The 25,741-nt window shown below is 62.3% G+C and carries 12 protein-coding genes; 5 read left to right on the top strand and 7 right to left on the bottom strand.

The annotated features are described in order from the left end of the window. The first annotated feature begins 1,070 nt into the window (after positions 1-1,070). The 3 genes from MJ205_RS19380 (at position 1,071) to MJ205_RS19390 (ending at position 4,748) form a co-directional block, all read left to right on the top strand. Positions 1,071-1,379 (top strand): hypothetical protein, encoded by a 309-nt coding sequence (locus MJ205_RS19380; protein WP_239809944.1) that lies wholly within the window; start codon positions 1,071-1,073, stop codon positions 1,377-1,379. 1,431 nt (positions 1,380-2,810) lie between these two features. Next, positions 2,811-3,062, top strand: a complete 252-nt coding sequence (locus MJ205_RS19385; protein ID WP_239809945.1) for a TIGR04438 family Trp-rich protein — start codon at positions 2,811-2,813, stop codon at positions 3,060-3,062. 174 nt (positions 3,063-3,236) lie between these two features. Further along, on the top strand, positions 3,237-4,748 hold the full coding sequence (locus tag MJ205_RS19390) for a CitMHS family transporter (RefSeq protein WP_239809946.1): 1,512 nt from the start codon (positions 3,237-3,239) through the stop codon (positions 4,746-4,748). A gap of 125 nt (positions 4,749-4,873) precedes the next feature. Here the strand turns inward: MJ205_RS19390 and MJ205_RS19395 are convergent, their stop codons facing one another. Next, positions 4,874-5,125 (bottom strand): hypothetical protein, encoded by a 252-nt coding sequence (locus MJ205_RS19395; protein WP_239809947.1) that lies wholly within the window; start codon positions 5,123-5,125, stop codon positions 4,874-4,876. A gap of 701 nt (positions 5,126-5,826) precedes the next feature. Between MJ205_RS19395 and MJ205_RS19400 the strand changes: the two genes are divergently transcribed. Beyond that, positions 5,827-6,741 carry a LysR family transcriptional regulator gene (locus MJ205_RS19400; RefSeq protein ID WP_239809948.1) on the top strand — a complete coding sequence of 305 codons (915 nt, stop codon included), beginning with the start codon at positions 5,827-5,829 and terminating at the stop codon, positions 6,739-6,741. Between the two features lie 130 nt (positions 6,742-6,871). Here MJ205_RS19400 and dld read toward each other — a convergent pair whose 3' ends face one another. From dld to MJ205_RS19430, 6 genes are all read right to left on the bottom strand, one after another. Then, positions 6,872-8,632, bottom strand: coding sequence for a D-lactate dehydrogenase (gene dld, locus MJ205_RS19405; RefSeq protein WP_239809949.1), 1,761 nt, complete (start codon positions 8,630-8,632; stop codon positions 6,872-6,874). 22 nt (positions 8,633-8,654) lie between these two features. Beyond that, complete coding sequence (gene lldD / locus MJ205_RS19410; protein ID WP_239809950.1) at positions 8,655-9,791, bottom strand: FMN-dependent L-lactate dehydrogenase LldD; 1,137 nt, start codon at positions 9,789-9,791, stop codon at positions 8,655-8,657. A 68-nt stretch (positions 9,792-9,859) separates the two neighbouring features. Continuing rightward, entirely contained in the window at positions 9,860-10,636 is a 777-nt protein-coding gene (gene lldR / locus MJ205_RS19415; RefSeq protein ID WP_239809951.1) for a transcriptional regulator LldR, read from the bottom strand. Positions 10,637-10,786: 150 nt separating this feature from the next. Then, entirely contained in the window at positions 10,787-12,469 is a 1,683-nt protein-coding gene (lldP, locus tag MJ205_RS19420) for an L-lactate permease (RefSeq protein WP_239809952.1), read from the bottom strand. A gap of 809 nt (positions 12,470-13,278) precedes the next feature. Continuing rightward, positions 13,279-13,938 carry a hypothetical protein gene (locus MJ205_RS19425; protein ID WP_239809953.1) on the bottom strand — a complete coding sequence of 220 codons (660 nt, stop codon included), beginning with the start codon at positions 13,936-13,938 and terminating at the stop codon, positions 13,279-13,281. A 1-nt stretch (position 13,939) separates the two neighbouring features. Further along, complete coding sequence (locus tag MJ205_RS19430; RefSeq protein WP_239809954.1) at positions 13,940-24,391, bottom strand: putative Ig domain-containing protein; 10,452 nt, start codon at positions 24,389-24,391, stop codon at positions 13,940-13,942. Between the two features lie 600 nt (positions 24,392-24,991). On the opposite strand from MJ205_RS19430, the gene MJ205_RS19435 reads away from it, so the two are divergent. Then, positions 24,992-25,702, top strand: coding sequence for a response regulator (locus MJ205_RS19435; RefSeq protein WP_239809955.1), 711 nt, complete (start codon positions 24,992-24,994; stop codon positions 25,700-25,702). Positions 25,703-25,741: the final 39 nt, after the last annotated feature.

Raw genomic sequence — 25,741 nt, forward strand, 5'->3', positions numbered from 1 at the left:
CCAGCGCCAAAGATGCTGGGCTGGTACTGCGCAGCAGAGGCAAGACCAAACCCACTGTCTGGCCAGGCTGCAGATCTGGCCGGTAGGCGTAACGCACACTGGTGATCGTATTGGGCGGCAAGGATGCGTAATTGCTGGTCCACAGCGCATTGCCATCACCGGCCACGCCACAGTTAGCGGCACGACGCGCAGCGTTATCTGCATAAGGCTGGGCCGAATATTCCAGAACCATATCAGCAGGTGCGACATCCGGCTGTGCCAAGTTGGCAGGCTGATAAAACAGCGTGACGTTGCTGAACTTCAGACTTGCTGCTGCGCGCAACTCCAGCAACGCAGGATCCCAGGCCACGCAAGACTGCACATCAGTCGAGGCCTGTTCGGATACGCTCCGGTTAGCTACGCCCATCAACGCAAAGAAGGTTTGGCCAGGAAATACCTTTTCACGGCCTTCTGTAAAACCATGACCATCGTTGTAGATAAAGTTACTGCCATCGTAGGCAGTACCTCCACTGATAGTCAGTTGCTCCGTTTGAACGCGATCAATGGGCGTACGGAAACAGGTTTGTGCATTATTCACATTGGTGGTTGGGCAAACGAAGCCGGGCTCGTAACCCGGCGCTGGCACCACATTAGGTTGGCCTGATAAACCCAGTGGCGCGAAATTCGTCAACTGCGTCGTTAGAGGACTTACCACTCCAGCTGGGAAGTTGGGGTCTTCAGGTACGTCAATTCGTACGTCTACAGCTACGGTTTGCCGCCATGCCGACTCAAAGCCGCCTGCGGGCGCCGCATCCAAATAATGGGTGATGCGATTGTTCAACTGCAATGTTACGTCCGTACCCGGACCGCCCGGCTGGCTACACGTCGCACCGTTTGGACAGGTTGAGACTACCGCGCCTGGCTGGACCTTTATAGTCAGAGAAATTGGACTTTGCAAAGCCTCATAGCCTTTAAAGTTACCGCTTGCTGGTAGAACTGCCCCGAAGCTGATAACGAACGGCATCCGACGCATCCATACGCCTGAGCCGGGAGCGCTCTCCACCCGTACGATGTTGGCGACTTCAACTCGGTTGCGAGTATCCGTCTTCGGCGTAGCCGACACCGTCACCGGCCCCGAAGTCGCCGACGAACCACCCGATGCGGCCGTCATCGTCACCGCAGCGCCATTGCCTACCGCACCGACCCAGCTCAGCAACTGGAACGATTCCACACCAGCACTGTCCGGCTTGCGGTTACAGGTCAGCACGGTACGGTCCGCATTCAACGTACCACCGCCGGTGCCATTACACACGGTAGCCGCAGTAGCGGTTGGATCCCAGCGCATGCCAGCCGGCAAGGTCGCGGTAATCGTGCTGCTATCGGTGTTCGACGCGTTGTAGTTGATGGTGTACAGAACGGTGTCTTGCGTACGCACAACGCCGTTCAGCGGGCCACTGTCATTGCCGGGGTTGTTGTCGGCATCAAAGGGGCCCGTGCCATCGGCGCTGACGACCACGCTGGTGATGCTGATGGCGGCATGGGCCGGGGCGGCCAAAGCGCAAAAGCCGGCCAAGGCCAGCAGTGTTTTACCCAGTGCGCCCCGTAGCGGCGCCCCCTCCCTGGCGGCGCTGCGGAGCGGGTGCGCATGCGCCCCCGGCCACAGCAGATTGATGCGATTTTTTATCATCACAACTCCATTCATTGAAAATATTAATATTTAAGAATTCTAATGGCTGCTGCGATGAAAGTAGCATCTGTCACAACAAACGGCGTAAAAACCACCTTTTCTACACTGGTTTAGAAAAATTGACATTTGTGCGGGAGACGTGTGCCAAACCAGGGTTTACCCAGGCGTCGCGAGGCCCATCGTGGTGGGCGCTCCCACCCCCCTTGAAACATCCGAATCTGCCCGCCAGTATTCGCTGGAGTGCTAGCGCTTATGGCGCAGAAAGCGGTTTTTGAACGGCGCTACCTGGGTTGAAGATTGACTGAAAATCAATGGGTATAGCATTTATGCGTATTTTGTAACGAATAGTTTATGTACGCATCGAACCACGGCGATTTCAGCGGAATGAATCAAAAAGTAACTTCCCGGCCTGCTCCGAAAATTTCCTGTATTAGCAAGGGGATACGATTTTCCTCTCGCTGCTAATTTATGATGGAACGGCAATCATTTCTGATTCATTAATCGTTAAATGAATGTGCTTATTCACATACTTCTGTTTGTTAATTTCTGAAAACCAAACCCTGCAGTCTGGTCGGGCAATGGAGGGCATTTTCAGCGGTTAAAGGGCTGAATCGCTGCGCCATGGCAGCCCGCTCATACCGCTGCTACCCGGCCTATGGCGGCGGGGATAACGGCAGTGCGCTGCATGGAGCCGCACCGCGCTGCGGCGAGGGCAAAAGGCGTGCCCGCACGGTCACCGGGCCATGCCGCCACGGCGCCAAAACAGCTGAAAAAGGGGTGGCGGCGGCAGAACGCGGCCACCCAGGCCGGCCACCGGTTGGGGTGGAACCAACGCATTGAATAGACGTTAATGATTGGTTTAATTGTTTTATTAGTACATAGCTATAATTTGCGCAGTCATGCCTGGCGGCAGCGCACGCTGTAGCGCGCTGCACCGTAGGCATGCTTCGTGCCGCTTGCCGCGCGGGGATGGGCAGATGCCTTCCCGCACGGCGCTCCGGCTCCCCCCATCACCATGGGCAGGCGTGCCCCTCGTGGTCTGAGCCCACGCCGCCTGCCCGCACTGCAGCGCCGCTGCGCCTTGCCACCATGCTCCCCAGCGCGGCAAGCCGGCCTGCAGTGCACGCCCTCCCGCACCGCTGCCATGTACCTGCTGATCATTGCTGTCGTCGTACTGATGCTGAAAATCTATGACATTCCACCAGTTAATAGCTGGCTATGGATGGAGGTGCTGCTGCCCTCTTTCATGGCGCTGCTGTGGAAGCTTTGGGCCGACTGGTCCGGCTACACGCGCAGGCGCCTGCGGGCGCGCCACGCCCGCAGGCGGTCGGCCCGCTATGTCCAGGACAAAGGCCTTTGCAAGATCAACGCCACACCCCGGCCGCCCAGCCGGTAGGAACTGCCCACACGGCCCGGCCAACCCGCCCACCCGGGCACTGGTTTGCCGAGGAGACAAGACGGGAGGCCCCAGTGCCCCCGTCCCCTGCGTGTGTGGCCTTCGCGCCCGCCGGCCGCACCCGTTGACAGGTAGCGGCCACTTCCCCCCACGCACTATAAGAAACAAGTACCTATGCTCACGTTGATTGGTTTAGCCATTATTGTTGTCATCGTCGCCTTGCTGCTGACCGAGAAAGTCTCGCCCGTCATCAGCATGGTGCTGGTTCCGCTGGTCGGCGCGCTGGTCGCCGGCTTCAGCACCACCGAGATCAACGCCTTCTACCGCCATGGCATCGGCTCGGTGGTGCAGGTGGTGACGATGTTCATCTTCGCCATTCTGTTTTTTGGCGTGATGAACGATGTGGGCCTGTTCGACCCGCTGATCCGCGCGATGGTGCGCATCACGCGCGGCAATGTGATTGCGGTGGCCGTCGGCACGGTGCTGATCTCGGCGATTGCCCAGCTCGACGGGGCTGGCGCATCAACCTTTTTGCTGGTGGTGCCGCCGCTGCTGCCGCTGTACCAGCGGCTCAAGATGAGCCCTTACCTGCTGTTCCTGCTGCTGGCCGCGAGTGCCGGTGTCGTCAACATGCTGCCCTGGGGCGGCCCGTTGGGCCGTGTGGCGACGGTGCTGGAGATGGATGCCGTGGTGCTGTGGCGCGATCTGATCGTGGTGCAGGCCATGGGCCTGGCGATGCTGCTGGCATTGGCGGTGTTCCTGGGTCTGCGTGAGCAGCGCCGCATTCGCCTGCAGGCGCGCCGCGCAGCGCAGGCAGTGCAAGCGGGTGATGGCGCGGCCGATGCAGCGATGAACGCGGACGCGCAGACAACGGCGGCCACACCGCTGGATGCGCAGGCTCCCGCACAGCCGGCACCTACACAGCCCGCAGCAGCGGCAGCCGCCCCGGCGGCAGCGGTGGCCCCTGCGCCGCTGGCCGATTTGGCTGCAGCGCTGCAGCCGCATGCGGCCACCGAGCTGGCGATACAGGAAGCAGCGGCCCGAACGGCCGACGACGCGCGCAAGCTGCTGCTGCGCCCCCGGCTGCGCTGGGTCAACGCGCTGGTGTTTCTGCTGACCCTGGCGGTGCTGGTGATGGGCGTGTTCCCGCCGGGCTATACCTTCATGATTGCGCTGTGCGTGGCACTGGTGATCAACTACCCCCAGCCCAAGGTGCAGATCGAGCGCATCAATGCCCATGCGGGTGGCGCGATCATGATGGCCAGCATCATCCTGGCAGCGGGCACCTTCCTGGGCATCCTCAAGGAGTCAGGCATGCTCAACAGCATTGCGCTGGCACTGGTCCATGTGCTGCCCGAGGTGCTGCTGCCCTATGTGCATCTGGTCATTGGCGCCATCGGCATTCCGCTGGAGCTGGTGCTGAGCACCGATGCCTATTACTTTGCGCTGTTCCCGGTGGTCGAGCAGATCACCTCGCAGGCTGGCGTGCCACCAACCTCTGCCGCCTACGCAATGGTCATCGGCAGCATTGTGGGCACGTTTGTCTCGCCGTTCTCACCGGCGCTGTGGATGGGGCTGGGCCTGGCCAAGCTGTCGATGGGCCAGCATATCCGCTACTCGTTCTTCTGGGTCTGGGGGGTGTCGCTGTCGCTGCTGGCAGCGACCTGGTTCCTCGGCATCATCTGAACGCGCAGTGCGGGCGGCCTTGGCAGCTGGCCCGCAACTGGCACAAGCACGGCGCCCGAGGGCGCCGTTGTCGTTGCTGTGCCTGCCGGGGCGGTGGGGCCGCGGTGGGGGCGCGAGGCGCCCGCTCAGCGGCGCAGCATGCGCGCTGCCGCTGCCAGCGCCGGTGCATCGTCTGCAGCGGCCGGGCGCTCCTGCAGCGACAGCCGGAAGTCGCGGGCATAGCCAAAGCTGGGCGCCGGGTGGCGCGCTGCAAACCAGAACGTCGTCGCCGACGCGATCTGCGGCGTGCAGTACCAGTAGGCATGGCCATCACCGTCCATCGCCCACCAGCGCGCGTTGGCGGGGGCCTGGTTCCAATCAATTGCTGAAAATTTCATCACAGAGCTCATATAGAAAAAAGTGTCGTGTCCAACGCCGCTGCAGCACCGGACGCCTCGACGGGCAGACGGGCCTGCGCTTTATCGCCAGCGAGCGATGCAGCCATGGGCATGCGGAGGGAAGGAAGCGGCAACGCAGGCCCCGCGCGCTGCGGCGGCCCGTGCGGACAGCACCGGTTTGCACAGACGCGCTATTGCCTGCAGCGGCGAGCCCGGGGCGCCGGCATTCCGGGTGCGCGCCACCCACCGGTGAGGCGGCAACCTAGCCGCCGGGCGCATCGCTTGAGTGCACACGCCACTTGCCAAACGCCCGTTCTTTGCCAGGCACCTGCACCAGGTTGCCGGCCGCCAGCGCGGGGCGCGGGCCCCGCCCCAAAAAAGCAGCACGAATGATATATCACACCTATCAGGAATAATAGTTAATTAATTTAACAAATGTTATGCCTTTGGGTGCTTGCGCCCTTTGCCGCTGCGGAACCGCACCCGAAACAGCGCCTCCTAAGCTGTTGTAAACCGGTGAAAACCCCATCCACAAAGGCTTTCCAGGCGACAAGTCAGTACCCGTTTCGCGCTGCAGCATTGCGCTACGGGCCTCACAGGAACGGTGAATTCTCTTCAATTACTTACTTTTTAGTAAAAACTGCATAACATAGGAATTTACAATTGGATGATTTAACGCCATTTGAAAAAATGAATTCATCATGACGCACGTATTTCAGCCGCAGAGATCGGCACCCATCCCCACCCTGCGGCAGCTGAGCTGTTTCAAGCAAGCTGCCGAGCACCCTACTTTTACCCAGGCCGCACAGGCGCTGGACATGAGCCAACCGGCTTTCTCGTCCGCGATCCGCGAGCTGGAAATCACCCTCGGGGCCACGTTGTTTGACCGCAGCATGCGGCGCGTGCGGCTGACGCCTGCCGGCGAATCGGTACGCGCCCAGGTCAGCTGGATGATCGCCACCTTTGACCAGGGCATGGAAGACATGCACCAGCGCCTGCAGCGCCAAAGCCAGCTGATTCGCGTGCACTGCATTCCATCGGCCTCGCAGTGGATCGCACCGCGCATGGGGCGCTTTCAGCAGCGCCACCCGCAGGTGCAGTTCGAGCTCGATGACATGCACAGCGACACCTTGGCCGAGTCGATCACGCAAGGAGATGCCGACATCGCCATCGGCCTGCACTTCGACACGCCGCTGCACATCGATTCGCGCCTGATCACGACCGACGAGATGATGGTGGTGGTGTCGCAGCGGCACCCGCTCGCCCGCCTGCCCAAGCTGTACTGGAAGGACCTGAAAGACCAGTCGCTGGTGGTGCTGCGCCGGGGCAATACCTACGATATGGTGGCCTCGGCGCTCAAGGAGCAAGGGGTGGAGATCAACGGCCCGCAGAACCTGTCGTCGATCGAGTCGCTGTATGCCGTGGTGCACAGCGATCTGAAGGTGGGCGTGATTTCCAGCATGAGCCGGCAGGCGCACCAGGACCCGCAGCTGTGCTACCTGCCGGTGAGCCGCCCGCACCTGGCCAGAAAGATCTGCCTGATGAAGCATGGCCGGCGTGCCGATACGCCGCTGCTGGTGCAGACCTTCTGGGACATGCTCTGCGACGAGCTGTGAGCGTGCCCGGCGGTGCCAGCACCCCACGAAGCCGACCCCAGCAATGTGCGCTTATCAGCGCCCTCCAGCACCTTCCGATACCGCCAGCCTACCCGCCAGCCAACGCCACAACGATGGACGGGCTCAAGCCCTAGTCCGCATAACCCTGAGGCCAGCGTGTTCGCCGATCACAGCAAGCCTCCCAGTTCTTGCCCCGGGCCGTGTGGCCAATGCCGGGGTTGAAGCTGTTGCTGGGATCCAGTTCCCGATAAAAATCAGCCAGCGCAGGCTTGGCCACATAGAGGTGGCCCACATTATGTTCTGCCGGGTACTCGGCCCGGCGCGCATCGAGCAGCGCCCACATGCGGTGCTCCATCGCCAGCGGATCGACGCCTTTTTTGACGATGTAATCCTGGTGAAACACATGGCAGAAGAAATGGCCGTAGTAGAGCTTGTGCACCATGTCGGCCTCGACGTCGGGCGGTAGCTGCTCCACCCAGTCGCGGTCATTGCGGCGCAGCGCCACATCGAGCGCCACGATGTCTTCCACCTCGGCGCGGTGCACTTCGCGGTAGCGAATGGCAGCACCGGCAATCGCAAAGCGGTGCAAAAACGCCTTGCGGCCCTCGTCCGCATCACACTCAAACCAGCCGCCGCTGGCGCTGCCGCTGAAATGCTCCGTAAGGAACGCGCGCGTGGCATCGGCCGTGTCGGTGGACACGCGCAGCAGCAGGTGGTGCGTATAGCGCTCGCGCCACTGGCGCATGCGCGGCGGCAAGTGGCTGGGCAGCAGGTTGGTCAAGGCCTGGATGATGCGGTCGCTGACGCCGCGCAGGCCCAGCCGTTCAAAAAAGCCATCGACCCGGCTTTTGAGCGCAAAGGCCGCCGGCACGCGGGCCGTGCCAAAGCGGTCGATCAGCAAGAAGGTGTCCTTGCCGTATTTCTCGCCGATGTCGTAGGCGGTGCGGTGGATGTACTCGCCAGCAATGGGCAGCTCCGGCAAGGCGGTGAGCAGATGGCGGCGCACGGTGGTCAGGTCGTCGGCCGCATTGCTGCCGATGTAGAAGACGGTGCTGGGCACCTTGGGAAAGGTATCGAGCCGCACCGCAAACAGGCAGAGCTTGCCGGCCGAGCCCGAGGCCTCGAACAGGCGCGAGGGATCGGCATTGAAGCGCGCGGGCGAGTCCTGGTCCACATCGCGCACGGCGGCGGCGTAGCGCGGGTCGGATGCGGCGCGCTGCGCATCATGGGCAATATCGGCCTCGCGGTAGTCGCCGCTTTGCAGCCGGGTCAATATCTCTTGCGGCGTGGCGCCCAGCGCAATGCCCAGGTGGTTGACCAGCACCAGCCGGCCATCGGCCTGCACCTGGGCGTAGAGCGCCAGCTCGGTATAGGCCGGGCCGCGCCGCACCAGGGCGCCGCCGGAGTTGTTGCAGATACCGCCCAGCACCGAGGCACCGATGCAGGACGAGCCGATGACCGAATGCGGCTCGCGGCCCAGGGGCGCCAGCACCTGCTCCAACTTGTCCAACGTCGCCCCGGGCAGGCAGACGACCTGGGCGCCGCCGGCAATCACCTGCACCCCGGTGATGCGCAAGGTGTTGATCAGCACGATCTCGCGGTCATAGCCGCTGCCGTCGGGCGTCGATCCGCCTGTCAAGCCGGTGTTGGCCGCCTGCATGATGACGATGCGGTCGGCGGCCACGGCCGCCTCCAGCACCTGCCACTGCTCCCACAAACTGCCAGGGCGCACCACCGCCAGCACCGGGCCTTCCCCGGTGCGGTGGCCTTTGCGAAAGCGGCGCGTGGCCTGGTCGCCGGTCAGCACATGGGCAGGGCCGACGGCGGCACGCAGCTGGGCGAGCAGTGCATCGCGCGAGACGGGGGTGGTGGTGGCAGTAGCGGCGGTCATCGGGTCTGGACGGTGACGGGGTTCAGGGGCGTACCAGCAGATCGCCGTTGATATCGGCCACCTTGGCCACGCTGGTCAGGGTCATCGCAACGCGCATTTCCTTTTCCATCAGCTCCAGCAGGTGCTTGACGCCGGCCTGGCCCGAAGTGGCCAGCGCATAGATAAAGGCGCGGCCGAGCAAGGTGGCATCGGCGCCCAGCGCGATGGCACGCACGATATCGAGGCCGTTGCGGATGCCTGAGTCCGCCAGGATCTTGATCTGGCCCTTGACCGCATCGGCAATGGCCGGCAGCGCGCGGGCCGATGACAGCACGCCATCGAGCTGGCGGCCGCCATGGTTGCTGACCACAATGCCATCGGCGCCAAAGCGCACGGCATCCTTGGCATCTTCCGGATCGAGGATGCCCTTGATAACCATCGGGCCCTTCCAGAAGTCGCGGATCCATTCCAGGTCCTTCCAGGAGATCGATGGATCAAAATTGCTGCCCAGCCAGCCGATGTAGTCGGCCAGGCCCGTGGGGCTGCCCCGGTAGGCGGAGATATTGCCCAGGTCATGCGGGCGGCCGTTCAGCCCCACATCCCAGGACCAGGCCGGGTGGGTGACCGACTGCCAGTAGCGGCGCATCGCGGCGTTGGGGCCGCTCATGCCTGAATGGGCATCGCGGTAGCGTGCGCCGGGCACGGGCATGTCGACCGTGAACACCAGGGTGGAGCAGCCAGCGGCCTGCGCGCGCTCCAGCGCATTCTTCATAAAGCCCCGGTCCTTGAGCACATAGAGCTGGAACCACATCGGCCGGCCCAGGCCGGGTGCCACCTCTTCAATCGGGCAGACGGAGACGGTGGACAGGGTGAAGGGAATGCCATGGGCGGCGGCAGCGCGCGAGGCCTGCACCTCGCCCCGGCGCGCAAACATGCCCAGCAGGCCGACGGGCGCGAGGATGGCGGGGATGGAGAGCTTTTCGCCAAACAGCTCGGTGCTGGTGTCGAGCTGGCTCATGTCCTTGAGCACGCGCTGGCGCAGGGCCACATCGGCATAGTCGGCAACATTGCGCTTGAGCGTTTGCTCGGCATAGGCGCCGCCATCGATGTAGTGGAACAGAAACGGCGGCAGGCGCTTTTGCGCGGCGGCGCGGTAGTCGGATGCGGAAGAGATGATCATGCTGGCTCTCTCAGGGCTGGGTGTTTGTCTCGGCTGTTGTCTCGGGCAGTGGTTTGGCGCAGCGCAGGCTATCGCGCAGCGGGCAGGCTGGGCATCAGCTCGGCGGGCAGGCGCATCGAGCGCTCGCGTCGCGCGCGCTCTTCGTCCATCTGCTGGATGGTGTGGCGCACATGCTCCAGGTGCTCGCCAATACAGGCGCGGGCGCGCTGCGGGTCGCCTTCCAAAATCGCCTGCATCAGGCTTTGGTGCTGCACGGTGAGCTGCTGCAGGGTGACGGGGGCGCTCAGGCGGAACATGTCGTGGCGGTTGCGCTCCACGGTGGACAGCACGACGGTGAACAGGCTTTGCATCACCTGCACCAGCACCAGGTTGTGCGAGGCCTCGGCAATCGCCAGGTGGAACTGCGCATCGGCACGCGCGGCCAGCTCGGCATGGCCGCTTTGCTGGTGGTCGATCATCACGTCAAAGCAGCGCTGGATGCGCTCCTTGTCTTGCGCGGTGGCGCGCTGCGCAGCCAGCCAGGCGGTGCTGCTCTCCAGCGCATGGCGGGTCTCCAGCACGTCATAGCGGTAGTTGGGGTCCGACTCGATCAGGCCGGCCAGCGGGCCCATGGCCTCCTGCAGCCAATCGGCCGATGGCACCGTCTGCACATAGGTGCCATCGCCGCGCCGGGCCGACAGCACCCCCTGGCTGATGAGCTTTTGCAGCGCTTCGCGCACTGACGTGCGCGACACCCCCAGCTCCAGCGCCAGCTGCCGCTCGGCCGGCAGGCGCTGGCCCGGCTGCAGCCCGCGGGCCTGCACCAGGGCAAGCAGTTTTTCGACGACATGGTCAGCGAGGCGCATGGGGTGAGCTTTCAGGTGTTGGTTGCCTAGAGTCGCTAAAGCAGCCCAGCAAACCGTAGGTTTGCGATTGAGACGAGGCGCCAAGCCGCAGGCAGTACTTTAGTACGACAAGGCTTGGCAACGACGTATCAAGGGCTGGGTTAGCGACTCTCAATGACCTGGAATCATCCACGGAAACACGTAGGCCTGCAGCGTAGTCATCAAACCGATGATGACGGCGAAGACCAGGCTGTGCTTGACGGTGAAGCGGAACAGGTCCGACTCACGCCCCGCCAGGCCCACAGCAGCGCAGGCAATCGCGATGGACTGGGGCGAGATCATCTTGCCGGTGACGCCGCCGGTGGTGTTGGCAGCAACGGTCAGCACCTGGGGCAGGCCCAGCTGCTGCGCGGTGGTGGCTTGCAGCGCGGCAAACAGCGCATTGGCAGAGGTGTCCGAGCCTGTCAGGAACACGCCAATCCAACCCAGGAACGGCGAGAAGAAGGTAAACGCCTGGCCGGTGTGCGCAAGGGCCAGCGCCAGGGTGGCCGACAGGCCCGAGTAGTTGGCGACAAAGGCAAAGGCCAGCACCATGCCGATGGAGTAGATCGGCACAGCCAGTTCCTTGAAGGTCTCACCCAAGGTCGCCACTGCCTTGGACGGCGACAGGCGGGTGAAGGCAATGGTGATCAGCGCCGCAATCAGGATGGCGGTGCCGGTGGCCAGCAGCCAGTTGAAGGTGTAGACAGCGCCATAAGAGGTGGCAGCGGCCACGACGGGCGGCGTCTTCTCGACCAGGTTGTGCAGGAACGGCACCGGAATATTGATGACGGTGGACGCCAGCGGGCCGCCTGCGGCAAACAGCGCCTTGAAGGGCTTGATGCTCCAGACGGTGACCATCGCAGTCAGGATGATGAAGGGCGACCAGGCCTTGATGACGGCCATGGCCGTCAGTGGTGCACCCGAGGGTACCGGTGCTGCGGGCACGGCCGTAGCAGCCTGCTCACCCGCCTCCAGCGTAAAACGGAAAATGCGCTTGGGCTGCCAGACCTTGAGGAACAGGGTCAGCGCAATCAAGGACACGATGGCCGAGGTGATATCAGGCAGCTCGGGGCCAATGTAGTTGGCGGTCAGAAACTGCACGATCGCAAACGAGCCGCCGCCGACCAGCACCGCAGGCCAGGTCTCCTTCACACCCCGCCAGCCATCCATGATGGCCATCAGCCAGAACAGCACCAGCACGGTCATGAACGGCAGCTGGCGGCCGGCCATCTGGCCAATCGCAAACGCATCGACCTGCGAGACCTGGCCAGCGACGATGATCGGAATACCCATCGCGCCAAAGGCCACCGGCGCGGTATTGGCGATCAGGCACAGCCCTGCGGCATACAGCGGCTTAAAGCCCAGGCCGACGAGCAAGGCCGCCGTGATGGCCACCGGCGCGCCAAAGCCTGCAGCACCTTCCAAAAACGCGCCAAAGCAAAAGCCCACCAGAATGAGCTGCAGGCGCTGGTCCGGTGTGACCGACAGGATCGACGAGCGGATCACATCGAACTGCCCCGTCTTGACGGAGATTTTGTACAGAAACACGGCCGCCACAATGATCCAGGCAATGGGCCAGAGACCATAGAAGAAGCCATAGACCGCCGAGGCCAGCGCCGCGCTGACGGGCATGCGGTAGAACAACAACGCCACCGCCAGGGCCAGCACCACCGTGACGGTCCCCGCCTGGTAGCCCTTGAGCCGCAGCTTGGTCAGCGCCAAAAAGAAAAACAGGATCGGAATCAATGCCACCAGGGCCGACACCCAGATGTTGCCAGCCGGGTCGTAGTTTTGCTGCCAGAGAGTTTGCATGGCGATGTCTCGAAGTTATAGGACGGGCGCATGGCGCGCCTTGTTCTTGGGCTGTTTACCAGGGGCGTGGCGCTATCGGGCTGCTTGGGCTGCCCTTTGCTTGGCCTAGCCTGGTGAATGGCTTGTTCGCTGTGCCGATGGTTGGACCTTTGGTCTAAATTGGTATTACCAATAAACCATTTCGTCTCCAACTTGCGGCAAAGTTCGGCGATTATTGGGGAATCACGCGAACTTACTGCCAGGGTAAACCCGTAATTTGACAATCTAACGGCATATTTGTCATATTGGTAATACCAATTTATTAAATGCAGCTGGACGTACATCCAGTGGCTCTTCGCTCCACTTGCCTTAAGTCAAGGGTCTTTAGTACTCGCGCGGGTGGACCATGCCGGGCTGGGTGACTCAGCAGAATCTGGGGCTCTGCGTGGGCTTTGGCTGTTAAAGCGCTTGGCACATGGCGGGCTCGGTATAGCGCTGAGGCGCTTGCCTGTGCTTGTTGAAGCAGTCGGATGTTTGGGTGGGAATGTGGGAACTTGTGCGGCACGCTGGTGGCGTGGGCACCTATTTGGTGGTCACTGCAGCAGCATGCTGCCTAGCAGAGGGAAAGCCGCATCTCATGGCGAGATGCGGCTGCTGCACAAGACCGCTGGTGGTCAGCTGGAATGGTAGAGATGCCGAAGAGTGGACGGGCGTAGCCCCTTTACGGAGGGCTCACGTCGTCGGCATGTGTTCTTGTGGCGCCAATGCAAGATCACGACAACCAAACCTGGCGCGTACTGTTCTCCGCCAAGCTCAACAGCGCCTACAAATTAGTTATGGTCGCCATCTTCAGCGTCGAGCTGGAATTTCTTCTCCAGCGAGTGCTTGATATTAAGAAGAAATTGCCCGTAGTCATCAGCCACTTTATACATGATGCAAAAATTCTCCAAAGAATTAAAATTATAGAGCGAGCCATAACTTGGGTTGGATGCGGGCTCTCTCAAATCCATATACAGCGACTCTGAGTAAGTGGCTCCGATGAGCAAAAAACTTCTATCATGCAACCACATTAGATCGCAGTCTACTCCAATATATTGTTTTGCATCCATTTCACTCATGTATTCAACATTTAGTGCTTTGAGACCTTGAGCGTCCTCACCATCCCATTCTGGAGGCGCATAAACAATAGAAATTTCTAAGTCATCTTTAAAGTAGTCTTCAGAAATTTCTCTTCTAGATCTTTTAATAACTTCACTCTGAATTCTCTTAAAAGCATTCCCCAAAAAATAAGGAGTCTCATGGTAAATCGCTGAAAATTGGCCTGATACATCCTTGAGCACTTCTGGAAAGACAACATCCATGCGGTCTTCCGCTTCTTTGAGCACATGAGGCGAAACACCAGCGCCGGTCCATTCAGGAACAACGTCATAAGGCTCGTTTAGTCCTTTGAAGAGGTTATCCAACTCATATTTCAATGCAACGAAATTCATGTCAATGCGCCTTTCCATTTTTATCGATATAAAATCCTGGACCATAAGGAATCGCCAGATTTATGAAGGGTTTACCTGTTCCAATTCTATTCTTTTGATAAAAACTCTTTAGCTTATTGCCTTGGGCCCTGTTATCTTGTAATGGCACGCCTCGCAAAGAAACTCCCCCTAACTCGTACATAGCCGTCCCACCATTGAATGTAGAGGCGTATGGATACTCATCACAATCGTAACCATGGGGTCTATTTCCACATCGAATAGAGGCATTTCTAACACTCGGCTTCACATCATCGCGATCAGAACGTTTGATCAGAATGAATGAGAGCGGGTAAGGCACGTCATCCGCTGTTCCTCCATTGCCCTGCAACGAGTCCCAGATATGGCGAGAAGTCTCAGGGCTGGCCCAACCGTTCACCATGACAGGAATCTTCTTCAACAGACATTTCTTTGTCACTCGGCATTGCAGCGCCAAACTCGTCAACAACTGCGATACGCCTGCGTTGCCATAGACCACTCTCTGGGTGTTTCCATCGCCCATAAAGCTCTTTACCGCAGCGTCCATGATGGGAGACAGCAGCGCATTGGAGATCATGTCAAAAACGGCCATCCGTGCATAGGACATGGTAGCCAGGTTGGCCATGGAGCCCATCGATGCACCCATCCCACCCAAACCAAAGTTCCCACTCGGATCCACCGTATTGACCGGGTCCGCATTCCCATACAGGTACTTGTTCAAAGTCAGCGGAATGCGATTCGCGCCCGGATGCTCATCCATCGAGATAAACCGGCCAACCTGCGGATCGTAATCACGCGCACGGAGGTGCAGCAGGCCCGTCTGGCTGTCGGCATATTCGCCGGTGTAGCGGTGGCTGGTGGCAGCGGCATCGGCCGCATTGGTGGGCATGCCTTCGGTGGCGCCCAGCGCAATGCCGAATGCGTCATAGCTGAAGACATGGCTGGCGGCAGCGGTTTGGGCCACTCGCACGCTGCCCAGGCCATCGCTGAACAGCTGGGTTTGCACGCCGGCCGAGGTGCTGGCGATCAGCTCGCCCAGGCCATCGGGGGTATGCACATGCACGGTGTCGACCCAGGGGCCACTGTTGACCTTGGTACTCTCCACCAGGATCTCGCTGTAGCCGCGCTGGTGGTCCACCTTGTAGTGGGTCTCCGTGGTGGTGGCGCCCTCTTTGACCAGGCGCTTGATGCGGCGGCCGCTGCTGTCATAGCCATATTCGACCGTTTTGGCGCCGGTGCTGACCTTGGCCAGGCGGTTGTCCACCGTCCAGGCATAGGTGGTGGTATCGGCGGGTGATGCCTTCTGCACCAGGTTGCCGCGCTCGTCCCACTGGTAGGTGGTGGTGCCGGTAAGGCTGTCCACACTTTGCGTGAGACGGTCATGGCTGTCGTACTGGTAGGTAGTGACTTGGCCGTTGTGGCCGACAGTGCGGCGGCTGCGGTTGCCCACGTCGTCGTAGACGTAGTCGATGGTCGAGTCGAACACCGCAGGGGCGGTTTGTGCCACGCGCTCCTGCAGCAGCTTGCCGGCCGCGTCGTACTGGTAGTGCACCGAGCGCTCCACCGTCGCTGCCGGGCTGCCTACCCCCACCATGCGCTCAGCCACCTGGGTGCGCTGGCCTGCGGCATTGAGCGTGTAGACAAAGCTGGCAATGTCTGCACCGTCCGCTTTTTTGTGCAGCACGGCGGTGAGTTGGTTGGCCGGGTTGTACTGGTAGTCGGTGGTGCTGCCGTCCGCCCGCACCACCTGCACGCGGTTGCCTGCGTTGTCATAGGCAAAACGGGTGGTGGTGCCATCGGGGTGGGTCAGGGTCTCCAGCTGGTTGAGCGTGTTGTAGCTGGCCTTGATGGCCTGGCCCGAGGTGCTGACCTGGGTGCGGTTGCTGTTGGCGTCCCAGGCGTAGTCCAGGGTGGCACTGAAGCTGGTGCCCAGGCTGTTGTGGCTCCAGACCTCGCGGGTGACGCGGTCGTTGCCGTCCAGGGTCAGGCCCAGGTTGCCATAGGCCGTATCGGTCTGGCTGTTCATGCGGCCGAAGCTGTCATAGCCTTGGCTCAGGCTGCGGCCATCGCTGCGCGTAACTTTGCTGAGCTTGCCGCCCACGTCATAGCTGTAGATGGTCTGGCTACCGTCAAAGTCAGTACGGGACACCAGACGGCCTTCGCTGTCGTAGACCAAGCCTTCGCTCTTGCCGCCTGGCAGGGTGCGGACCACACGACGGCCAGCGCTGTCATAGCCATAGCGGGTGGTATGGCCGTTGGCATCGGTCTGCGTCAGCAGCTGGTTGCTGCCATTCCACGTGTAGCCGGTCACCTTGCCCAGTGGGTCGGTCACGGTCTTGAGGGCGCCCAGCGGATCGTGGCCAAACTGGTAGGCATGGCCCAGCGGGTTGGTCTCGCTCAGCAGCACGCCATTGGCGTCATACGCAAACTGCGTTACCGCACCATGGGCCAAGGTGGTGCTGGTGCGCTTTTGGGTGCTGTTGTAGGCGTGGACCGTCGCCCGGCCCAAGCCATCGGTGGTCTTGACCAGGTTGCCCGCCAGATCGTACTCGCGCGTCACCTCGATGCCAGCGGCATTGGTCTGCTTGGTTTCACGGCCGGCCAGGTCGTATTCAAACGCCGTGCTGTTGCCGCGTGCATCCTTGCTGGAGCTGAGCTGGCCTGCTGCGTCGTACACACTCTCCACGGCAAAGCCCATCGGGTCGGTGACCTTGGTCGCACGGTCCAGCGCATCGTAGGCTGTGCGCGTGCACAGGCTGCCGGTGCAGCGCTGGGTTTCGTTGCCGTTGTTGTCATAGGCCCAGCTCTCTACCCTGCCATCGGGGTAGGTGGTCTTGGACTTTTCACCGCGCAGGCTGTACTCATGCGCCGTCTTGCGGCCCTGGCTGTCGGTCTCTTGCACCAGCTGGCCGGCCGCATCGTAGAGGTAGGTGGTGGTATCGCCCACCGCATTGGTGCGGCTGGTGACATTGCCCTTGGTGTCGTAGCTGGTCTTTTCTACCACCGTGGTGGCAGGTTGGCCCGGCTGGGTGACGATGGCGCGCGTGGTGGAGGTGACGTTGCCTGCGCTGTCATACGCGTAGGTGGTCACCGTACCGTCTGGAGCGGTCTCGGTCTGCTTGAGCGTGGTGCCGTTTATCTTGGCATAGGTGTAGCGGGTGACATTGCCGGCTTTGTCGGTCATGCTGCTCAGGCTGCCCGTGGGGCTGTAGCCCATGCCAAAGGCCTTGCCAGCGGCATCGGTGATGGCTGTCAGATCACCGCTGGCGTTGTAGCCATTGGTGGTGACGTTGCCTGCCGCATCGGTGATGGTGGTGACATTGCCTTGCGCATTGAAGGCCGTTTGGGTCACGCGGCCGGCAGGATCGGTTTCGCTGGTGACATTGCCGAAGGCGTCGTAGCTGCGCGTGGTCTTGCGGCCCAGCGCGTCGATCACCTCGATCTCGTTGTCATGGGCGTCATAGGCGTACTGGGTGATGCCGCCTGCGGCATCCAGCACGCGGGTGATGTTGCCCCGGTCATCAAAGTCATACACGGTGGTGTTGCCGTTGCGGTCCTTGATGGTCTGCTTGTTGGCCGTGTTGTCGGTGCTCACCGTCACGGCCTTGCCGGCGGCATCGGTCTGGCTGAGTACGCGCCCGGCGTCGTCATAAGTAGTCTTCAGCGCCAGCCGGCCCAGCGGATCGGTGTAGCTGGTCAGGCCATGCGCTACCTTGGGGTTCTCGTAACGGAAGTCGGAAACCGCATTGCTCTGGTCGACCACCGAGATCAGGTTGTCGGCCGCATCGTAGCCATAGTTCAGCACCTGGCTGCCGGGGCCGGTGATCTTGCTGATCTTGCCTTGGGCATCGCGGGTAAAGGCCAGTGCCCAGCCGCCGGAGTGGCTGATACCGCTGCGCGTGAACTGCAGGCTGTTGCCATTGCGGTCCTTGATCTGCTGAATGCCGAAGTCCTTGTTCAGGATGTACTCGATGCCATCCAGGGTGGTGAGCTTGTACTGCGTGGGGTTGAAGGTCTCCGTCGTGCCCATGTCGAACAGGTCACCACCGGCCAGGCGCAGATCGCTGTAGCCCAGCGCTTCGAGCTTGCTGCCGCTTTTGTTGCTGGCCTTGGCGCTGAACGCGAGGCTGACGCTGGGGTTGGAGGCCCACTGCAGCACGCTCACGCACTCCGGGCTGGCCCGCAGGTCGAACTGCTCAAGCCTGCCATCGGGCATATGCACCGATGCCACGCGGGAGCCCTGGGGACGCACGCAGATCTTGCGGTTGAAGCCCGATCCCGTCTCCTGCATGACCCAGGAGCGGCCCAGCACACCATTGGTCTGCAACCAGACGTCCTGGTAGTCCACCGACCAGCCGTAACCAAAGTCCATGCGCTGCGCGCGCTTGAGCGAGTCGTAGCTGCGGCGAACCGTCAGCGGCAGGCCTTCGATCTCAAAGGCCATGTCGGTAAAGGTCAGCTGCAGCGGCGCCGCCTTTTGCTCACCGCTGATGGCCACCGTCACCTTGGCGCTGGTCTCGTTGCCGGAGACATCGCGCACGATCAAACCCAGGTCATACAAACCGTTGGCCAGGGTCTGGGGGTTCAGGTCGCCCAGCTTGGCCGCAGTGACGCTGGCAGTGCCGCCGCCCACCTTGCTCCACTGGTTCTGCCCGGCCGGCGAGATCATCAGCAGGTACTCGGCCAGGTTGGCATCGGAGGCCGTGCCGATGATGGCTGTGGGCTCGAACACATCGGTCACCGTGATGTCGTCCGAGCTGCCCGGTGCAGTGATGGCGGCCAACGGCGCCAGCACATCGCTGGGGTCCTTGACGCCAAACCAGTCGTCCACGGTCACGCTGCTGCCCTTGGCATCGCGCAAGGTTAGGCGCAGGTTGTGCTTGCCCATCGCTGTGGGCGTGAAGACAGCCTGGTAGGCGGTATCCACCGTAACGGCGCGGCCGTTCACGGTCAGGCTGCTGACGGTATAGGGCGCGGTGCCGCCCTGCGCAAACACCTGCAGGGTCGTCGATTCACCCAGGTTGAGGTACTTGGGCGATGGCGTCACGCCGGCCTCCAGCGGTCCGCCCGCTGCGGGCTCGGTCACGCGCAAGGTCCAGCTCTGGGTGACGGAGGCCTGGCCGTCCGACACCGTCACCGTGATCGCATGCGTGCCTTGCGCCGTCGGCGTGCCAGAGATCAGGCCTGTGGCCGACATCGTGAAGCTGGCCGGTGCGCCGCTCATCCGGTAGGTGAGGAAGTCGCCGTCCGGGTCCGTGGCCACCACCTGGTAGGCATAAGGCGTTGCGATAGCCGCAGAAGGCACGGGCGCGCTGGTGATGACCGGCTCGCGGTTGGCCGCAATCTGCAAGGTGTAGCTTTGCACCACATAGGCGCCACGGGTGTCCTGCACCTTGATCTCCACCGCATGGCTGCCCAGCACCGGGCTGTTCCAGGTCAGCAGGCCCGTGCCGGTCGCCATCGCCATACCAGCCGGGGCCTTGTCCAGGGCATAGGTCAGTGGGTCGTTTTCAGGGTCGGTGGCCGTGACCTGGTATTGGTAGGGCACGCCCGGCGCCCAGCGCAAGGTGGGCTTGCTGCTGATCTGCGGCGGGTTGTTGTTGGGCAACTGCACGTAGATGCCGAAGCTTTGCGTGGCATAGGCCCCCTTGGCATCGGTGGCGCGCACCGCAACCGCATGGGTGCCGCCTTGCGCCAACGTAGGTGTCCAGCTGATGGCGCCCGATGTGGCGTTGATGGACATACCAGCAGGGGCCGCGTCCAGCGTATAGCTGATGGCATCGCCATCCGGATCGGTCGCCCGCGCGGTGTAGGCGTAAGCCGTACCTGCGGTGGCCGAGGTGACTGGGGTAGAGCTGAAAGCCGGTGCGCGGTTGGACGCGCCCGAGACCGAGATGGCGTAGCCCTGGGTGGCGATGCCGCCCTTGCCGTCCGTCACCTCCACCATCACGGGCGCCAGCCCTGCCACATTGGCCGGAATGCTCCACTGGACAGCTCCGGTGCTGCTGTCGATCACCATGCCCTGCGGGAACTCCGTCAACGCATAGGCCAAGGTGTCACCGTCGGCATCCACGGCCTTGAGCGCATAGGTATAGCTCGCACCGGAGATACCACTGGTGCCTGGCTGCGTGGTTACCCGAGGCGGACGGTTGCCGGGCTGGCCCACACCAATCGCATAGGTCTGCGATGCGGTGCCGCCCTTGCCATCCGTGACCAGCACGGTCAGTTGCGCCTGGCCGCTCGCGCCGGCCGGCACAGCCCAGGAGACCCGGCCCGTCTGCGCATCAACGGAGATACCGGGCTCGCTGGTGGAGACGCTGTAGGTCAGCGCATCGCCATCCGGGTCACTGGCCAGAATCTGGTACAGGTAGGCTGCACCGGCCGTGCCGGTAGCAACCGGTGTTGAATTGATCAGCGGCGGCCGGTTGGCGGTGATGCCCACGCCAATCGCATAGGCCTGGGTCACTTCGCCGCCCCGGCCATCGGCCACCTGGATCTCCACCGTCTCGCTGCCAGCGAAGCCTGCTGGCACGGGCCATTCGAGCTTGCCGGTGGCAGAGAGCGTCATGCCTGCGGGGCCGGTCAGCAACTGGTAGCTGAGCGGGTCACCATCGCGGTCGGTGGCCACGACCTGGTACTCATACACCCCGCCCGCAACGGCCGTCACCTTGGGGGTGGAACTGATCACCGGAGGCTGGTTGCCGCTGGCCGGCAGCACTTCAAGCTGCCAGTTTTGCTGCGCGACATTGCCGGCGGTATCGGCCACCTCGATCAGCATCGCATGCACGCCAACATCGGCCGCGCTGGTGGCCCAGCTCAGCTGGTTGCCAGCCCAGGCAGCGGCGGCGGGCCCGGAGGCCAGGCGGTAGCTGAGCGTTTCGCCCTCTGGGTCGGTCGCACTGACCGAATAGGTATAGATGGCGCCAGCGCGCACCTGGCTGGGCGGGCGGCTGGTGATGGTGGGAGCACCATTGCCATACACGGGCACCTGGACTTCAAACGCCTGCTCGGTCTGGCCACCGCGCTGGTCGTCCACCAGCACGCGCACGGCAAACTTGCCGGCGGTGTTGCTGGCAAATTTCCAGGCGATCGCGCCATTGCGCGCGTTGATCGCCATGTCCGCTGGTGCCTCCAACAGCGTCCAGACCAGGTTGTCACCATCGGCATCACTGGCCGAGGCCGTATAGCTGTAGGCCGCCGGATAGGCCAAATAGGTCACCGGTGTGGCGGTGAACACGGGCGCACGGTTAGGCGATGTGGTCACGCGGATGCTGAAGCTCTGCTTGCCCTGGTTGCCATCCGGATCGGTGGCGGCCAGCACCACCGCTGCTGTGCCCGTCACTGGCGAGGGCCAGGTCACGGCGCCGCTGCTGGCGTTGATCACCAGGCCCGCTGGGCCGCTGAGCACGCTGTAGATGACCGGGTCACCGTCGCGGTCGCTGGCCAAGGCCTGGTAGCTATAGGGCTGGGCGACGGTGGCCGTCAACACGGGCAGGCTGGTGAATTCCGGGAACGCCTGCACCGACACCACCACGCGCTGCACATCACGGGCGCCATGCTGGTCGGTGACCTGGATCACCAGCGGGTAGGTGCCAGGCTGGGGATCTGTCCAGGTGATGCGTCCAGCCGCATCAATGCTGATGCCCTCTGCCTGGCTGCCCAAGGTGTACTGCAACGGCCCTTTCTCGGGATCTGTTGCGGTGACCTGGTGGGAGAAACTCACACCCGCAGGCACCTTGGCCGGGAACTGGCTGGTGATCTGCGGTGGCAGGTTGCCATCGACCACATGGATGGAGAAGGCCTGGCTGGCCAGCAGGCCTTTGCCGTCGCTCACCTGCAGGTTGACGCGGAAATCCCCCATCAGGCCGGGCTGCCAGCTGATCTTGCCGCTGGCGGCATCCACGGTCATGCCCACCGGGGCATACATCAGCTGGTAGCTGAGCGGGTCGCCATCGGCATCGACGGCGGTGGCCTGGTATTCATACAGCTGGCGGACATCCCCGGCAAGCACCGGCTGGCTGGTGAAAATCGGCGGGCGGTTCACCGGATCCCCTATGCTCCAGTGCGCGGGCACATAGGTAGCGACCTCGCCAGAGCTGCACAGCGCGTGGCCATCCACATCGAGCGCCCGGATGCTGTAGTAGTAGGTCTTTTGCGGCTGCACCGTGCGGTCCAGCCAGGTGGCGTGGCGCGATTGCGTGGTGCCCAGGCGGACATAAGGGCCGTCGAGCTTGTCAGCACGGTAGACCGCATAGCTGGCAGCGCCGGTATCGGCCCAGGTCAGCTGCACATTGCCAGGTTTGGCGCGCAGTTGCAGGTCATTGACGCAGGCGCCTTGCGGCGGAATGCTGACCGAGCCAAAGGCATCGACATAGACATAGCCGCCATGACCGCTCTGGGAGCAATCGGCACCCACGACGCGGATTTGCAGCTCATGGCCCAGGCTGCTGTCGGGCACCTCCAGGTCCACATCGATGAACGGCGTGGACACCCATTTGCTGCCCTTGTAGACCGTGGTGTAGAAGACGCGGCCAGGCTGGTTGGCAAACGCAAAGTCGTAATACAGCGTCTCGCCCTTGGTCAAATCCTTGATCTCGACAAAGAAGTAGGGCTGGTTCGTGGGCTCGTGACTGGGGTCCTCCAGCACCGCTGCGTAGCTGAATCGCACGTGGAGCTTGCCGTCGCCCGGGTCGCGGTCGGTCTCGGTGATCACGCCTTTTTGGCTGATCTCGTTGATGTGTGCGCCGTTGTCATCGTCATTGACCTTGGCCGAGAAATTGCCCTGGCGCGGCAGCACCAGTTGCGGTGCGCGCGGGTCAAAACGGCCGTCCACCACGGTGACTTTTTCAACACCTCCGCCATTGAAGCGCACATCACCCACCTGGAACGGAGGCGCACCGGTCAAGCCCGGGTTCAGGCCAAAGCGCTTGGTCCAGCCTGTCAGGGTCTGGCTTTCAAAATCGCCATTGACAAAGATCGCGTGCGAATCGCCGCCCGCACCCAGGCCCAGCACCAGCAGCAAGGCCAGGGTCCAGCCGCGCCGGCTGCGCAGCGCGTCTCTACGCTGCAGCCACAGGGCGCCCAACACCAGGGTACTGACCGACAGCACGCTCAGCGCCAGCCATCCCATCGCAGGAATGGCCTTGAGCGCACCGGCAGGTGCATTGACGGAGGCCGAGGCGCGGTTGTTCGACAGCACCGGATCGGGCAGCTCTGAAGCCAAGGTCACGGTGTTGACCAGCGGGCCATCCGCCTGCGCCATCACGCCGGTCACATCGATGGTGATGGAGGCGCCCACCGGCATCTCGGCGCGCACGCGGATATCGCTGCCCTGGCCAGATGCTGCGCGGCATACAGCGCCGCCCCGGGCGCTGCAGGTCCAGCGCACCGCTTCCACGCCCGAGGGCACCAGGTCTTCCAGTTGCGCAGCGGTGACTGCTGCCGGGCCATGGTTGACCGCCACCAGCTGGAAGGCCACTGGGCCACCAGGCAACACATGGGGCGTACTGGTGGTCTTGGATACGGCCAGATCGGCCTGCGCAGCGCCTGCCGAGCCGACGCTGACCTGCACCAGGCTGTCGTTATTGGCTGCATCGGTGTCCACCGTATCGGTGTGCGTTGGCGCCACCGTGGCGCGGTGCGTCAACACGCCGTCTACGGTCGCTGTGCCGGTGACCGTGACCACCACCTGGTTGCCCGTGCCCGCAGGCACCTGGGCATCGACCCGCAGCTGGTGGCCTGTGCGAGGGCTCGCATCGCAGGCGGCCAGTCCCTGGGCACTGCACGACCACTGCACATCGGCCAGCGACGCGGGCACGGCGCTGCTCAGCGTCACGCCCGTACCGGCAGCCAGACCGGCGTTGCTGACCACCAGGCGGTACTGCACCCGCTCGCCCACCTGGTAGTGGGCCTGTGCCACTGTCTGCGTGACCGCGTAATCCACCTGCGCCCGGGTATCGGGAGCGGCACCTTTGAACAGATAAAACTGCGCAAAATGCCTGCGCGCCGATGCCAGGTCATTTTGCGTGGCACCGGCATTTTCTTCGTCGCCGACCACCAGCCAGACACGGACATCCTGCCCGGGTGCGATGGCCCCTGGTACTGCGGACATCGCAATGGCCATATCCTCACCGCCGGCATTCGGCAAGGTACTGTTACTGAGATCGCCGGTTGCCGCACGCGCGAGCAGGGAGCCATTCCAATAACCCATCTCCCCCGCTTCCCAGCGGTCTGCAGCGATATGGCCGGCAGGCGCTGTCAGCGACGGGGCCACCACCGCTTCGTTGAAGAAGGTATTTTGGGCGGCGTCCTGGTCTATATCCACAAAGCCGGTAATACGGACATTTTCCAGCGGCAATGCGGAGTTATTGCGAAGTAACCACTTCCACTGCACCCCCTCCTTGCCAAAGCTGGACTTCTCGGTATTGACGAGGGTCAAGCCATTTTGAAGCGGCGCCAGGCTTTCAGCCGGAATCTGGCGTATTTCTTCAGCAGCGGCTCCATCGCTGAGAAAAAGGCTTACCCGTTCCACAGTGAAACTGGCCGTCTGTGCGGCGGCCATGCCGGCCACTAGCAAAAACCATACACCTAACCAAAAACTGCTTACTTGAATTATTTTTCGTTGCAGCTTTGTTTTTTGTCGCTGCGGCGCCTGCTGACCTGTCATACCCCACCCGATCGCTGATTATAGAAATGGGCGAGATTCTCGCTTGAAACCTTTGTTTTCAACTATCACTGTTTTTAAAAAACACTATAGTTACTTATGGTTTCTTAACTTATTTATTTCTTACACCCATAACCTGCGGGTATTTTTGGGGCATCTTGGGATGCCACGCCCGCATTTCCTCAGAGGGCACAGCCCCCATTTATGGAACACAGGCCTTTATCGGTTTCCGGGCTACCACGGCGAGATAGACGCCAAAACAACGCAGCGCCGTTACAACACCATTCCCGACAAATTCCCCAGTTTCAGGGATGGCATTTTTTGTTCACTCGCATACCATCGCGGGGGTCCACCCCCGCGTTTGTCTGGTTGCCCATGCTTGAACCCTCGTTGCTTGTTGAAGATGCCCTTTTGCCGGTCCCGGTGTTGGTCGTGGAGGACGAGCCGCTTTTGCAGCAACGCTTGCGCCAGGTGCTCAGGCAGCTGGGCTATGAGGACGATGCGCTGATTTTTACCGGCACCTTGGCCGAAGCCCGTGCCGTGGTGGCCGAAGAGCCGGTGGGCCTGGCCTTGGTGGATCTGCGCCTGCCCGACGGCAATGGCCAGTCGCTGATCGAAGAGCTGCGGGCCGAAGACCCGGGCCTGGGCATTCTGGTGGTGTCGGCCTGGAGCTCCGAAGAGCTGATCCTGAGCGCGCTGCGCGCCGGGGCCACCGGCTATGTGCTCAAGCAGCGCGATGATTTTGAGGTGATGCTGTCCATCCGCAGCGTACTGCGGGGTGGTGCACCGATAGACCCCTTCATCGCGCGGCGCATCTTGCAGCTGCTGCCCATGCGTGCGCCCAAGCCGGCGGGCAGCGCCACCCCCGCAGCCCACAGTGGCGAGCTGGACGTGGGCCTGACACCCCGTGAGGCCGAGATTTTGCGCCTGGTCGCCGATGGCATGAGCAACCGGGAAATCGCCAACGAAGTGCATCTGTCGCGCCACACTGTGGAGAGCCATGTCAAGCGCATTTACCGCAAGCTCGCGGTCTCGTCGCGCATGATGGCCGTGCGCGAAGCGCGTGCCCGGGGAATGATTGAGTGAGCCGGCGCTGGAACCCCCTTCCCCGGCTGCTGCAAGCCG

Source organism: Comamonas sp. B21-038 (assembly GCF_022387135.1).
GTDB classification, from domain to species: Bacteria; Pseudomonadota; Gammaproteobacteria; order Burkholderiales; family Burkholderiaceae_C; genus Comamonas; species Comamonas sediminis.

Coding starts and splice junctions, on each gene's coding strand:
- MJ205_RS19400 (WP_239809948.1), top strand. CDS start 5,827: ATGACGCACGTATTTCAGCCGCAGAGATCGGCACCCATCCCCACCCTG.
- lldR (WP_239809951.1), bottom strand. CDS start 10,636: ATGCGCCTCGCTGACCATGTCGTCGAAAAACTGCTTGCCCTGGTGCAG.
- MJ205_RS19435 (WP_239809955.1), top strand. CDS start 24,992: ATGCTTGAACCCTCGTTGCTTGTTGAAGATGCCCTTTTGCCGGTCCCG.
- dld (WP_239809949.1), bottom strand. CDS start 8,632: ATGACCGCCGCTACTGCCACCACCACCCCCGTCTCGCGCGATGCACTG.
- MJ205_RS19395 (WP_239809947.1), bottom strand. CDS start 5,125: ATGAAATTTTCAGCAATTGATTGGAACCAGGCCCCCGCCAACGCGCGC.
- lldD (WP_239809950.1), bottom strand. CDS start 9,791: ATGATCATCTCTTCCGCATCCGACTACCGCGCCGCCGCGCAAAAGCGC.
- MJ205_RS19425 (WP_239809953.1), bottom strand. CDS start 13,938: ATGAATTTCGTTGCATTGAAATATGAGTTGGATAACCTCTTCAAAGGA.
- MJ205_RS19390 (WP_239809946.1), top strand. CDS start 3,237: ATGCTCACGTTGATTGGTTTAGCCATTATTGTTGTCATCGTCGCCTTG.
- lldP (WP_239809952.1), bottom strand. CDS start 12,469: ATGCAAACTCTCTGGCAGCAAAACTACGACCCGGCTGGCAACATCTGG.
- MJ205_RS19385 (WP_239809945.1), top strand. CDS start 2,811: ATGTACCTGCTGATCATTGCTGTCGTCGTACTGATGCTGAAAATCTAT.